The organism is Undibacterium sp. Xuan67W (assembly GCF_049340165.1).
Classification (GTDB): Bacteria; Pseudomonadota; Gammaproteobacteria; order Burkholderiales; family Burkholderiaceae_D; genus Undibacterium.
Genome location: NZ_JBMPPN010000019.1, coordinates 48,408 through 62,381, shown reverse-complemented (window position 1 = coordinate 62,381; position 13,974 = coordinate 48,408). Strand labels below are relative to the sequence as shown.

The following is a 13,974-nucleotide window of genomic DNA, read 5'->3' as shown; positions in this document are numbered from 1 at the left end:
CACCGAGAAACCAACTATAGCATAGGAGCGGCAATGTTAGAAATCACCTTTAACGATGGCGGTGCGCAAGCCGCTCTGAATCGCCTGATCGCCACAACCAGCAACACCAAGCCCGCCATGCTGGAGATCGGCGAGCGCTTGATGGAAGTGTCCAAGCGCAGCTTTGAAACTTCTTCCTCGCCAAGCGGCGTGCCCTGGTTGCCCAATAGCCAGACGACTATCGTACGTTTCCTAGATCAGCTTAAGGGCAACTACAAGAAAGATGGCAGCTTGTCCAAAAAGGGCGAACAACGCGCCAGCGGTAAAAAGCCCTTGATCGGCAATAGCAAAGACCTGTCACGCCAGTTTAGCTACGTGGCCGACGCTGGCTCGGTGACGCTCAGTAACTCCATGGTCTACGCCGCCATGCAACAGTTTGGCGGTAGCAAGAAGCAATTTCCCAACCTGTGGGGCGATATCCCTGCGCGCCCGTTTATGCCGATGGATGCCTCCGGCCAGGCTGACCAGGTCGCGCAAAAGATCGTGATGGACATCGTGCAATTTCATATCGCCAATGCGATTACCGATTAAATTGCCGCTAATCTCCAAATCGGGCGCACAAGGCGTTTTAAGTTAAGGTTGCGCAACTTTCCACGTCTTCGGCATTTGCATAGCGTTAAACGGGCGTTAAATCGGCTGCAAATGGCATGCGCACCGTTAACACTCGTTGCGGTTTACAGTTAGCACCTTGTTTAGCTGAATTATCCGGCCTGACTTCTCACTGAAGTCCATCACGTCGCCACCTTGTTTTTGTCGCCGCACACTAGCGGCATGTCTAAAAAATCCAACTCCTCCAATATCGCTGTCACCTCTTTGGTGTTTGATCTGCCCCAGGACAGCACCGCTGGTTTGCAGATTTTGCCTGCAGGGGCTTTTCGGTCACGAGATGGTCGTCCTATTGATTGCGCTGCATGGGTAGTGACATCGGATATCGCCGCTCGCTTAATTCAAACGGCACAAGAGGCATTGACGCGGTTAGTGATCGATTACGAACATCAAACGCTTAATGCCGCCAACAACGGCCAGCCAGCACCAGCCGCCGGATGGTTTAAGAATATGGAGTGGCGCGAAGACGAAGGTCTGTTCGCGCTTGATACCGAATGGACCGCCAGGGCAGCAAGCATGATCGCCGCTGGCGAATACAAATATCTGAGTCCGGTGTTTTCTTATAACAAAACCACGGGCGAGGTTGTACAGATCCTGCATGTCGGCCTGACCAATACCCCAGCATTAGACGGTATGCAAGAAGTCGCACTCAAGAATTTACAAACCAGTTTGCAGCAGCACCTAACCACCATAGAGGAAATGATGAACCCAACCTTAAAACTTTTGATCGCCGCCCTTGGCTTAGCACTGACTACTACAGAGGGTGACGCCATGACAGCGGTCTCCGCCCTTAAAGTCAAAGCCGATCTGGTCAATACCAGAGATGCTGAAATCGTCGCGTTAAAAGCACAAGTCGATCAGGTCGCCGTTAAAGATGTAGAGATCGCCGCCCTCAAGGCCAGTATCGGCAATGTCGGCAATCCTGACCCGGCTAAGTTTGTACCGATTGAGGCGGTCAAGCCTTTACAGGATCAACTGGCTGCTTTGTCTTTGCAGGTGCAAGGGCGCGAAGTGAATGAGATTGTGCAAACCGCTTTGAAAGAAGCCCGTTTGCTCCCTGCACAACAAGCCTGGGCAATTGATCTTGGCACCAAAGACATGGCATCTCTTAAAGCCTATCTGGCGGGTACCACGCCAATTGCTGCACTCGTGGCGACGCAGACTAATGGCAAAACAATAGTCGTCAATGTGGATGGATCTTTGTCGGTTGAGCAAATCGCTATTTGCAAGGCGATGGGTTTAACCGAAGACGATTTTAAGAAATCCATCGCAGCAGCTTAAGGCCGTTAAAAACCAACCTCAATAACAAAACACATTCCTTCATTTAACGCTTAGGAGCACACCATGGCCGCAGCAACAGCAGATCGCAACACCGCCCGTCGTGACGGGACAGTATTTGAATTCCCCGTTAAGGCCGCAACCAAAATCTTTGCAGGCACGATGGTGGTGATCGACACCGCCAACAATCTTGCTATTCCAGGTAAGACCGCTACTGGCCTCAAGTCAGTGGGTGTGTGCCAGGCGCTGACCGATAACAGCGCAGGTGCCGACGGCGATATTCGTGCGCGCTTGTTCCGTGGTCCTGAATCGCTGTTCCGCTTTGCTAACTCAGCGGCGGGCGATCTGATCGTTCTAGGTGACATCGGCGCTGATTGTTACTTGGTCGATGATTCTACCGTTGCCAAGACCAGCGGCAGTGCCACCCGCAGTGTCGCTGGCAAGATCCGCGATGTTGACAGTGGCGGTGTCTGGGTTGAGTTTTAAAAGCCAGCTTGAGTAGTTGAGTCACGGCTAGTAGCAAATACGTTTCACCCTATCTATTTATTTTCTGGAGTACATATGATTATCAATCAAAGCAACCTTGCAGCGCTGTTTCAAGGCTACAAGCTGATTTTTCAGCAAACCTTTGCCAATACCCTGTCCGATTGGGAAAAGATCGCCATGTTAGTGCCGTCTAGCACGGCAAAAGAGGTGTATGCATGGCTTGGTCAGACCACACGTTTCCGCGAGTGGATTGGTGACCGTCAAATTCAAAACCTCGAATCGCATGACTTCAGCATCAAAAACAAACCATGGGAAAACACTGTCGCCGTCAACCGCGATGCTATCGAAGACGATACCTTCGGTTTGTATAAACCTATGCTGGCGCAGCTTGGACAAGACTCTAAGCAACACCCAGATGAACTGATCTTTGGTTTACTCGCTGCTGGTTTTTCTAGCCTGTGCTACGACGGCCAGTACTTCTTTGATACCGATCACTCGGTGCGTAATGCGGATGGCTCTGTCGGTTCAGTGTCTAACTTTGGCGGTGGCTCAGGAGCTGCCTGGTACTTGCTCGATACAAGCAAAGTAGTCAAGCCACTGATCTACCAGGTGCGTAAAGACTACAACTTTGTCTCGATGGACAAAGAAACCGACGACAACGTGTTTAACCGTAAAGAGTACATCTACGGTGTCGATGCGCGCAGCAATGTTGGCTTCGGTTTGTGGCAACTCGCTTACGCCAATAAAAACACTTTGGATGCCACGGCCTACGGTGCAGCTCGTGCCGCAATGATGAACATGAAAGGCGACAACGGTAAGCCGCTGGGGGTACGTCCAAGCCTGTTGGTGGTACCGCCAAGTATGGAAAAAGCCGCGCTGGAATTGCTCCAGGCTGAAAAGAACGCTAACGGTGCCACCAATATTTACCAAAACACCGCGCAGTTGCTGGTCACGCCTTGGCTGTCGTAACCAACTAGGCCGATGAGGTGAAGTCTGAGGGCTTCACCTCCTGTATCAACAAAGTATCAACACCGCATACACCGTTAAACATTAGGAGCACTTCATGACAAAGATTGCCGTATTACGTGTCGTCAGCAAGGCCGCGAGTTTTCGCCGTGCTGGTTTTCAGTTCAGCGCAGAAGCGACGGATATCCATCTCACCGATTTAACAAAGGTGCAACGTGCCGCGATTGAAGGTGATAGCGCCCTGGTTGCGTACGAAGTGGAAGTGGAAGTCGCAGAGTCCACTGGCGAAGTCGCCAAGCCAGCCGTCAAATCTGGCGCATCGGCCAAGAAGTAAATTAAGCAATCATGAGCTACTGCGCCAAATCAGACATGATTACCGCCTACGGTGAGGAAGAATTAATCCAACTCACTGACCGCGAGTTTGCCGCTACCTTGGATGAATCGGTGCTGGCGCTAGCGATAGCGGCCGCTGACGCTGAAATCAATATCTGGTTGGCGGGTAGCTACACCTTGCCTTTGGCTAGCGTGCCAGCAGTGCTGACGCGCATGGCGTGCGATATCACCCGTTACATCTTGTCGGGCGACATTGCAGAAGATCACCCTAAAGCTGTTCGCTACCGCGATCAGATGAAGAAGCTGCAGGCAATAGCTTCGGGCAAGGCATCCCTTGGATTAGATCAGGCAGGCACGCAAACCGCCCGCGTTGACCTGGTGCAGATTGCCGCTGGCCGCAATGACTTTGGCGACAGGAGCAGCTGGTAATGGAGCCTATCGTCGACTATCTGATCTTGGAGGACTTGCTGGTAAAGCACATCAAACAAGCGATGCCAGACCTTAAGGCCGTGATGACTGCGATGGATTTATCCAAAGTGTCAGAAGGGAGCAAGGTAGAACCAGCAGCCCATGTGATCTACCTGGGCGATGAAGTCGGCGAAGGTGCCAGCTCACAAGGCGGTACCGGTGCTGCCCAGGTCGTCACGCAAATCTGGATGGTGGTTCTGGTCGTCAAGTTTGCAGGCACCGTCACCACCGGCAAAGGTAACCGAGAAAAGGCCGGTCCCTTGATTGCACAGTTGCTCAAGGCACTGTGCGGATGGCAACCAGTTGATGGAGAAGTTCGCGTACCGCTGACCACGCTGCGCCGTACCCACGCACCAAAGGTTGGGTATGACAAGGGCTTTGCCTACTACCCGTATGCATTTAAAACCACCCACGTCTTATTAGGAAAATCATGAACAATCAAAAAACAGTCACCGTCGTCTTGAAAACGAATCATACCCACGAAGGCGTTAAACGCGAGCCAGGCAGCACCTTGGAAGTACATCCAATTGATGCGGGCTGGCTTATCAGTAATGGGGTCGCCGAGGTTCAGCACCCCAACGCTGAAGAAAAGCCAGTCAACAGTAAAAAGTAAAACGAAGGGCAACTCTCTAGGTTGCATATTGGCAGCATCAAGGCTTTAGTATTTTTTTATCCACACCAGGAGTTAACATGACACAGTATTTTTTAGGGCAAGGAAAGATGTTTATCGCCTCGCGTGATAGCGCAGGCAATCCAAAAGCGCAACGCTGGCTCGGCGATGTCTCTGCCGCTAAGATTGGCCTGAAGACGGACAACGTTAAGCATAAAGAGTCCTATTCAGGGCAGCGTGCTACGGCAAAAAATATCGTGGTAGGTAAAGAAGCGACTATCGATATGACATTGATGGAAATATCACAAGACAATCTCTGTTTAGCCATTTATGGCAAGAGCAGCAGCATCGCCAGCGGCTCGGTCACCGGTGAAGTCTTGCCACTGGCCCTCGTTGCCGGTGATCGTGTCTCATTGAAATATATCAAAGTCTCTACCGTGGTCATTACGGATTCAACGCCTGTGACACCCTTAGTCGTCAGCGCATTAAAATATGATGTCGATGCAGATTTTGGGACGATCACTTTTAAAGATGTGACCGGCCTGGTGCAACCGCTTAAAGTGGCCTACACCCATGCGGCATTAGACAATGTCTCTGTTTTCACCGCGCCACAACCAGAAGTATTTTTGCGCTATGAAGGTATCAATCTGGCAGAAGGCAATGCGCCTATCGTGTTAGAGATGTACAAGGTCAACACTGATCCGCTAAAAGATCTGGCACTCATTACAGATAAGCTGGCTGATATGAATATATCGGCATCCATACTGATTGACAACACCAAGCCAGTCAGCGACGAGTTCGGCCAGTTCGGCCGCATCTTGCAAGTAACACCTATTCCATAGACACACACGCCTGTTCGCAGCTTATCCTTCTCACTGAAGCCCCTCTACTGGGGCTTTTTTTATGCCCGCTCTACACTGGTAATCAGTCATTCAGACCTTGATCCCACCAGGAGCGCAACATGCAAACCGCCGCACAAAATACCGTATCCAACAGCACCAGCCAAGATAGTACAAGTGAGCTGACCGCCATCATCCCTGGCGTTAAATTTCTCACCATCGCAGGCGTAAGCATTCCTATCCGCCAAATCAAGATGGGCATGTTGCCGGATGTCTTGCGCGCTTTGCAGCCTATCGCCCACATGCTCAAACAGCCCGAAAAATTGGATATTCCTAGCATGTTCATGTTCTATGCCGATGAGTGTTTAACGCTCATTACAGAACTCTCTGGCCAGTCGCGTGCATGGGTCAATGAGATGGACGTGGATGACGGTGTGATGTTGTTTGGCGCTTTGCTGGAGGTGAATACGGATTTTTTTATCCGTCAAGTCCTGCCGCAACTGACAGGCGCACTGGAAAACCTCACTCTCAAAGTCAAGCAAAACGCAGCCAAGATCGCAACGGCTGGGCAGACAGTATCCACCTCTTAATCAAGTCAGGCCATCAGCTCAACGACGTCATGGATTACACCTGGTCGCAATTTGTGGCCTTTTCTCGTAGCGCCATCGCCGAGAAAAAACAACACAACGAACAGCTATTCACGATGATGTTCGTTGCGGCACGTGGCAGCGAAGACAGCGTGAAAGCCATGTTAAAAAGTTTGGAGAATTAAGTGTCGCAAATTGCTCTTGAACTTAAAATCAAAGCCCTGGTTGAGGGACTTAACAACGTTACTCAGTTGGCTACTGAGCTGCGCGGCACCGGCACTGCGGCCAAAGAGGCAGGCGGCAATGCGGCGTCTGGTGCTACTGGCTTTGATGGAATGAAAGATAAAGTCACTGGCGCGGGCGCTGGTGCCAAAGAGATGGACGGCATCGTCGGCGGTAGCCTCAATCCGACACTCAATCTACTGAAAGATAATGTTGGCAAGCTGGTGGGGGCCTTTACCGCATTGGCGCTGGCCTACGGCCTTAAAGAGTCTGCCGACTATGCAGCCCGTACTGAAGTATTGGGAACGACCCTGGGCGTGGTCGCCAAGAATGCAGGCTATAGCGCAACAGAGATAGCGGGTTACGAAAAAGAAGTCAAAGGTTTGGGCATCACGACGCAGGCAACACGCCAGGCGTTAACGCAAATGATACAAGCGGGTTTAGAGATCGGCCCCACTGCCGCTGGCCAGGTGTCGCAGGTCGCCAAATTAGCCCGTGCCGCGCAAGACTTAGCCGTAGTCACAGGTGAAAATTCCAGCGCCACGCTGACACGCCTCATTACCAATATCCAGCAGATGGATACTGAGGGTCTGCGCTATATGGGGTTGACAGTCAACATCCAACAGGCACAAGACAAATTTGCTTTGTCGCTAGGTAAAACGTCCGAGCAGCTGACCCAACAACAAAAGATCCAGGCAGTAGCGAACGCAGCACTTGCCCAGGCCGCGACACTCACTGGGGCGTATGAAGCCTCCATGCAGAACGTTGGCAAGCAACTACAATCGATTAAACGCTACCAGGAGGAATTGGCCAACGATATCGGTAACAAGCTGCTGCCTGCGTATTACCAGCTGGTGGTCGCGGCCACTGATTTTTTAAAGGCGGCAGATGAGATCGTTGTCGGTATCGATAAGAACGGCAATAGCGCCCGTTCGCTCGCTGATGGCGTTAAAACATTTTTCGGTGGTCTGAAAGACTTAGGTCTTGCTGTCCTACAGATTGTGGCCGAGATCACGCCGTCATTCGTTGAATTGATTAGCCAGGTGCTAAGCTTTATCGGTGATGTGCTGGAGGGCATTGCAGGCATCCTTGGCTTTGCGTCTGCCATCGATGCGGCCGGACAGAAGACAACAGGCTTTGGCCAGATCCTGCGCGTGATCATTGAGACCTTCGCATTCTTGGTGGCAGGTTTCCGCGATGGCCTGGACTTCATTAACATGGGGATCGCTGAACTCGGTGGTGAGTTCCAGATTTTGGTCGGCACGATGATTAAGGGCTGGGGGCTGCTCTTAAGCTACATCTCCAAAGATACAGGTGCTGCCATCCAAAAGGCAGGCGATTCTATGATTGCCGCTGGTATCAGCATGCGTGCTTTCGCTGCAGATACCGCCACCAACTTTGAAAACGGTAGCACCCATGTAGGCAAACTTAACGCCGCTTTGGAACAGACCAAAGCCATCAGCACGGCACTGGCCAAGGCAACCAGCTTTAGCGAAGTTGAAGAACAGATTCGCAAGCTGGTAGAAGCGAAGCGTAAAAGTTCGCTCACCGACGTAGAGTTAAAAAAGGGATCGGAGGAAGTTGCGATCGCCATTAAACGCCTGGGCGCTGAAGTTGACGCAACCACAGGTAAAACCAAATTAAGTGAAGAGCAAGTCAGAAAGCTCGGTACCGCGTTACTCAATGTCACTAAGGATTCTGCACAGCAGTTTTCTGAGGCGATCAATGACATGGGCCTGAAGTTAATTAAGCTCGGTGGTGTTGAATATTTAACGCCATTAAGTAAAGAATTCGACAAGCTCTCTGGCGATGTATTGAAGTTGGCCGACAACGCGACGACCACTAGTTTGCAGTTTAGAGAAGCATTTTCTAAAGGGCTTGATTCTGCTAAGACGCTGGCAGATATCGACAAAATAGCTGAATCCTTAGTCAACGCAAAGAACGCTGGCAAAGATGTTGGAGACGCCGCAACTGAGATCAACAGCAAGTTTGAAGAGGTATTCGCTACCGCGTTAAAGGCCGCTAAAACTAAAGATGATTTTGAGCGGTTGACGGCTGAATTAAAGCAAATGGGCGACAAAGGCGAACTCTCCGCCAAACTCATCGATAAGGCGATGGCCGACCTTCAGGAGCGCATCAAAGGGACGCGTGCTGAAGCCGCATTGCTGGCACAACAAACGACTGATCTAGGTAAGTCTAACCTATCGGTTGCACAAGCCCATCTGGGCGTAGTGCGAGCTGACTATGAGGTCGGGCATGCCAGGCTTGACGTCTGGAAAGCGCAAAACAAATATTCGCGAGATGGCACTGACCTATCTCAACAAGAGTTAAAGCTTGCACAGTTGAACCTGCAGTTGGCGCAAGCCAGGGCGAGTGAGGCGCGGCTTGCGTATGCAGAGGCGCAACAATCAGCAAAGGTTGTATTGGCGACGCAAGAAGAAATTCTCTCGGTAATACGTCTACAGCGCGACCCCAATAACGAAGCGTTGATTTTGGCAAGAGAAGCCGCAAAAGTTAAGTTGGAGGGTGAAACTGCTGCCTACGAAGTTGCTAAGCAACGCGCTGAAAAGCAACAAGAGATCGTGCTTAAAACCGAAGAAGAAGTCTACAAACAAAAGGAGTTGGTAGAGCAAGCTAAAGCCGTTGAAGAAGAAACGCAAAAAATAAAAAGCAACATGCAAGGGACTGCTGACGCTACGGGAAGAGCTGCCCAGAACATGGGCAATCTGGAAAATAGCACTCGCAACGTCAAATCATCATCTGGGTCAGGTGGCGGATCTGGGTCTAGTGGGACATCTGGAGGGGGTGATACAAGTAAGAAGAATGGCAGCCAAAGCCGTGATGGAAAAGTCACAGTGATGGGTGACCCTAACCAATCAAATACACCTACTGATGTTCAAGATTTTGAAAAAAACGGTGCAAAGAACTCCAACTATACCGACAAAGACAATGTCACCTGGAGCAAAAATTCACAAGGTCAGATGGGTAACAATGCCACACCTACTGGATCGCAACAAATCTCTGCAGAAGAAAACCGCTATTGGGACTTTAAAGAAGGAAAGATATCCAAGATCGATCCTAAAGATATTGAGTACATCAAAAGTATGTGGTCGGATGCCCAGTTCAATCTGGAAACAACCCAAAAAATGAAATCGGGGACCAGTGCGGAAGGCTGGGCCAGTGTCATGAAGAATTACAACTTCGCCCGCCGCGCCATGGAATCGCTTGGCCTAAGTACCAGCAACGCCAGCTCTGCAGGGTTTAATGATGGCAGCGGCGGCATGGGTGGCTTCGGTGGCTTTGCTAGTAATAGAGGTGGCTTTGGTAATTTTGACCGAAACCAGATATCCGCCAACAGTCTATTGCAGCAAGTGCAAAGTCAGCCAACGCAGCTGCCCGCGATCAACCCAAGCCAAGCGGCCCCCTCTAAGATGATTCAGGTCAACTTTACTGACGCCAGCGGCAAGGTCGTTCCCATGACAGTAGATGCATCCAATGAACAAAATTTGTTGGATATATTAAAACGAGCCAAGGGGATATCAACATGATGCTGCGACATTTAACGCTCTTACAGGACATGACACTGTCGCATGATTTGCAATGGGTGGATGAACACAGCTGGTCACCGGTGATCGCCAATGTCGAATACAGCATGACTGGTGCATTGATCGTTGAGGCCGCAACGCGCCTGGCTGGTCGCCCCATCACACTGCAACCGCCAGACGAAAGTATGGCGTGGCATACCCGTGCAATCGTCGATCAATTAAGACTCTGGTGTAGCCAAGCAGGACAAACATTTTTATTAACGCTAGACGATGGCCGCAGTTTTAACGTCATGTTTCGCCACCAGGATTCGCCTGCAATGGAATCTAAGCCGGTGCGCAAGATGGCAACCTACGATCCAGAAGATGACTGGCAAGTGACACTTAAGTTGATGGAGATAATGGCATGACAATTCAAGAAGGTGATATCAAACTACTCAAGTCGCAAATCATGGACGACGTGGATGAAGGCGGTGGGCGATCAAATGGTATTGCTATCGTAGATGGTTCTAGTAATTCGATCTTTTCGGATATCTCAGAACTTGACCGGGCGTATGGCCGAGTCAACTTGCGTAAAGTCTTTGTTCACGTCGATACGCCCGATGTTGATAGTTATTTCGGGGTGAACGCCATCATTGCCGACCCGCCGGATGACCCTAAAGTGTCTTGCACTTTATTTACAACAAATGACGGTTTTGATCATCGCACTGATGCCAAGTTGAAACTTGAATCGTATGTCGTTGCGGGACCATTGGATAACATGATCCCGTATGGTCTGCAAGTGATAGGACAGCGTGCGGTATTGGCGTATCAGCGCCCTGAACACGCGCTACCTGAGGTAGGACAAGTATTTGCCATGGCAACTGAGTCGGGCGTGATCAAGCAACAGTATTTTAGAATTACCACCATCAGTAGCGATATCCAAAATTTTGAGGATTTGCAAGGGACGTATCAGCGCAGAGTCATTTATATGACGACGTCAGACGCGTTGCGATACACCTTCCCTGGGGAAGAGCCGCAACGCATTTTTAATAGTGCCATGTTTCCGCTCAGTGCTCGCATTCGTAAAACAACGGTTGCCGACGCATCGCGGTATTACGGTACGTTACCGCTGACGCTGGCGGCGTTGACAGGTGATTTACTCGTTAAATCGAATGGTGTTTATACCCCATTGGTACCAAGCTCAACGATAGAGACGCCGCTCGTGTCGGCGACGATTCAAGATCAGACGCCGGTGATCGTCTCAGGTAACCAGGTCACTTATGCCTCATCGGTATGGGCAGGCTCAATCCGACCTCTTTACCTTGGTGGCGGCATGGCGCCACGCTCATTGACGATTACCACGGGAGCCGTCGATACCAATAACCCTAAAACTGACGACGGCGCGGGTAATGTAGTTTTACCCTCGGGGTCGGTGGTGGGATCGGTTGACTACGCACAAGGTGTGATCGTGCCGGATGTGAGTTCTGGGGCCTGGTCCACATCGGCGGGCATTACTTTTACTTATGGTGCCGCACAATCTCAATCCGCATTTACCGATTCTGTCGATATCGTCTTGTCGAACCGTGGGTCTGTCTACATTAAAACGATGTCGCCGCCGCCTGCACCAGGTACCGCCTTTGTCGATTTTATGGCGCTAGGAAAGTGGTACCGATTGCGAGATGAGCATGGCGATGGCGTTTTAAAGGGGGACGAAACCGCTTTTGGTGCGGGTTCGATCAACTACGTCACCGGCGCGGTTTTAGTGACCCTTGGTGCATTGCCGGATATTGGTAGTTCCGTCGTGTTTGCATGGGGTTCATCGGTAGATAATCACGTCAGAACCAACACGGCCAGCGGGTATTTCAGCTCGGTAGTCTTAAGTCAAGCTGGCGCTGTAAAAACCTCAGTATCGGTATCGGTGACAGTCGCTGGCGTCGTTAAAACATTGACCGAATCGGGTACCGGTGTGCTGGCCGGTGGTGGCTTGACCGGAAAAATCAACTACACAACAGGTGAAGTGACGGTCAACGGCTATCGTGATCCATCAACCGATATGTCTGTCACCTATTCATTCGGAGCGATCTCAACGGGCTTGCCCACAACGTTATCTGAGTCATTTACGAATATCGCACGTGAAGTTGACACCACACTAATTTTACAAACGACATCAGCATCTGCTCTGATACCGCGTACCGTTAAATTGGAGTGGTCGACCTCCTTTAATTTAATGAACCCTTCTACGCCTATTGGCGGGAATTCAGTGGCGACAATTCGGCTGGAAGATGATGGGGTGGGCAATCTTAAAAAGCCTGACGGCACCATTTTAGGTACGGTCAACTACGCGACGGGTCAATTACACTTCCAACCGGCAACATCCGTACTCGTCCCTACACCAGTTTGGGTTTTCACATCGGACGCCAGATATTCGGGGGGTGGGTACTCAACCTATACAGGAACCCAAGCTGCGGTGCCGCTAATCACGGATGCACCATACGCTACGACGTTTACGGTGAAGTATCAAAACACCGCTAGCGTCGGTGCGGTATCGGGAGCCACCGAAGTGTTTAACGCACCGTTAAATTTTGATCTGGTCACAGGATCAAACGAGAATATTGTCATAGGCAGTGTTGTTTTTAAAATCGGCTCTGCCCGGTATATAGATCGTGCCGGTTCAATTTATAAGGATGTTGTCCCGACCACCGGAGCGGGTAGTTTGGCCGGAACCGTTGATTATGTCACCGGAAAAGTGTCTCTCAGCAATTGGGCGTATTCAGCTACGACACCAGTGCTAACGGTGGATTCGTGTCTTACTTTTGTGAGTCAACGCGGTACGATGACGGCCAACTTCCGTACAGCCGGTGCGCCGATACGACCCGCTAGTTTTTATGTACAAGCGACTGCATTGGATGGTGATCTGGTGACAGGCACATCGGACGCCGATGGCAACATTACTGGCACCTTTGTCGTCGGCGTCGTTAAAAATACCACGGGTGTTGCACGGCTTGCCTTTGGCAATATGGTTGTCGCCGCCGGACATGAGTCAGACTGGTGGTATAGCGCAGGAGCGGTTGTCGGTGGAATGATCTTTAGACCTAAGCCGGTGTTTGCCAATAGCATTCAATACAACGCAGTGGTGACATCAACGTTGCCGCTCGATGCGTCAATCATTGGCTTAGACCCCGTGCGCTTGCCGTCGGATGGTCGTGTGCCGGTGATTCGGGCAGGTGATATGTCGGTTATCCACCATACGGCAAAAACGACTGCTCAGACCGTCAGTAATGCACAAGTGGTCAATGTGGGCCGGGTGCGGTTGTCCAGACTGCGCGTTTTTGGCGCTAATAACCTGCCGATCACAACGGGTTTCACTGCTGACTTAGACGCTGGCACTGTCACCTTCGCGGACGTCACCGGTTACTCGCAGCCTATCAGGGTTGAGCATCGCATCGAAGATATGTCGATGGTTGCGGATGCGCAAATTAACGGAAGCATTTCGCTGACACAAAGGTTGACGCACGATTTTCCGCTCGGAGCGTACATCAGCTCGGCGTTAATCATCGACAACATGAAGGCTCGCGTCCAGCTCATTTTTGATCAAGCCACGTGGAATTCAACATTTAGTGATTCGCTAGTCGGATCTGTGGCAACAGCAACGTTTAACGATGCGCTGGCACCAATCGTAGTGACGAACGCCGGGGCGATTACAGAACGATGGGCGATCCAATTTACCAACACCACAACATTTAACCTGATCGGTGAACACGTCGGTGTGATCGGCAGCGGCAATACAGCAACGGATTGCAGTCCCCTTAATCCGACAAACGGGTATCCCTATTTAACGATCCCTGCCGTGGGGTGGGGTAGTGGCTGGGCAGCCGGTAATATTTTGAGAATAAACACTATCGGCGCGCTGTACCCCTTGTGGGTGTCCCGGACGATCCAGCAAGGTCCGGCGACATCGCAGGACGATTCATTCACAGTTTTAATACGCGGCGACATTGATCGTCCATAGGAGATTT

The 13,974-nt window shown here is 50.9% G+C and carries 14 protein-coding genes; all 14 read left to right on the top strand.

Annotation, left to right across the window (positions count from 1 at the left end):
* Positions 1–33 precede the first annotated feature (33 nt).
* The 14 genes from ACO0LE_RS15820 (at position 34) to ACO0LE_RS15755 (ending at position 13,967) form a co-directional block, all read left to right on the top strand.
* Positions 34–570 carry a phage virion morphogenesis protein gene (locus ACO0LE_RS15820; protein WP_422961315.1) on the top strand — a complete coding sequence of 179 codons (537 nt, stop codon included), beginning with the start codon at positions 34–36 and terminating at the stop codon, positions 568–570.
* Between the two features lie 240 nt (positions 571–810).
* Positions 811–1,926 (top strand): phage protease, encoded by a 1,116-nt coding sequence (locus ACO0LE_RS15815; RefSeq protein WP_422961314.1) that lies wholly within the window; start codon positions 811–813, stop codon positions 1,924–1,926.
* Positions 1,927–1,989: 63 nt separating this feature from the next.
* Entirely contained in the window at positions 1,990–2,409 is a 420-nt protein-coding gene (locus ACO0LE_RS15810; RefSeq protein WP_422961313.1) for a hypothetical protein, read from the top strand.
* Between the two features lie 75 nt (positions 2,410–2,484).
* Positions 2,485–3,378 carry a Mu-like prophage major head subunit gpT family protein gene (locus ACO0LE_RS15805; RefSeq protein WP_422961312.1) on the top strand — a complete coding sequence of 298 codons (894 nt, stop codon included), beginning with the start codon at positions 2,485–2,487 and terminating at the stop codon, positions 3,376–3,378.
* Between the two features lie 94 nt (positions 3,379–3,472).
* Positions 3,473–3,709, top strand: coding sequence for a hypothetical protein (locus tag ACO0LE_RS15800; RefSeq protein WP_422961311.1), 237 nt, complete (start codon positions 3,473–3,475; stop codon positions 3,707–3,709).
* A gap of 11 nt (positions 3,710–3,720) precedes the next feature.
* Positions 3,721–4,137, top strand: coding sequence for a gp436 family protein (locus ACO0LE_RS15795; RefSeq protein WP_422961310.1), 417 nt, complete (start codon positions 3,721–3,723; stop codon positions 4,135–4,137).
* On the top strand, positions 4,137–4,610 hold the full coding sequence (locus tag ACO0LE_RS15790; protein ID WP_422961309.1) for a phage tail terminator protein: 474 nt from the start codon (positions 4,137–4,139) through the stop codon (positions 4,608–4,610). Before ACO0LE_RS15795 ends, ACO0LE_RS15790 begins: the two co-directional genes overlap by 1 nt.
* Positions 4,607–4,789, top strand: a complete 183-nt coding sequence (locus ACO0LE_RS15785; RefSeq protein WP_422961308.1) for a DUF7210 family protein — start codon at positions 4,607–4,609, stop codon at positions 4,787–4,789. The genes ACO0LE_RS15790 and ACO0LE_RS15785 overlap by 4 nt, the downstream gene beginning before the upstream one ends.
* Positions 4,790–4,866: 77 nt before the next feature.
* A complete protein-coding gene (locus ACO0LE_RS15780; protein ID WP_422961307.1) occupies positions 4,867–5,628 on the top strand; it encodes a hypothetical protein in 762 nt (253 codons plus the stop codon).
* Positions 5,629–5,747: 119 nt separating this feature from the next.
* The gene (locus ACO0LE_RS15775; protein ID WP_422961306.1) at positions 5,748–6,215 is read left to right on the top strand and encodes a hypothetical protein; all 468 of its coding nucleotides are present in this window, start codon (positions 5,748–5,750) and stop codon (positions 6,213–6,215) included.
* 53 nt (positions 6,216–6,268) lie between these two features.
* Positions 6,269–6,397 (top strand): hypothetical protein, encoded by a 129-nt coding sequence (locus ACO0LE_RS15770; protein WP_422961305.1) that lies wholly within the window; start codon positions 6,269–6,271, stop codon positions 6,395–6,397.
* Positions 6,398–9,982 carry a hypothetical protein gene (locus tag ACO0LE_RS15765; protein ID WP_422961304.1) on the top strand — a complete coding sequence of 1,195 codons (3,585 nt, stop codon included), beginning with the start codon at positions 6,398–6,400 and terminating at the stop codon, positions 9,980–9,982.
* Positions 9,979–10,386 carry a hypothetical protein gene (locus tag ACO0LE_RS15760; RefSeq protein ID WP_422961303.1) on the top strand — a complete coding sequence of 136 codons (408 nt, stop codon included), beginning with the start codon at positions 9,979–9,981 and terminating at the stop codon, positions 10,384–10,386. The genes ACO0LE_RS15765 and ACO0LE_RS15760 overlap by 4 nt, the downstream gene beginning before the upstream one ends.
* Entirely contained in the window at positions 10,383–13,967 is a 3,585-nt protein-coding gene (locus ACO0LE_RS15755; RefSeq protein WP_422961302.1) for a hypothetical protein, read from the top strand. The genes ACO0LE_RS15760 and ACO0LE_RS15755 overlap by 4 nt, the downstream gene beginning before the upstream one ends.
* Positions 13,968–13,974: the final 7 nt, after the last annotated feature.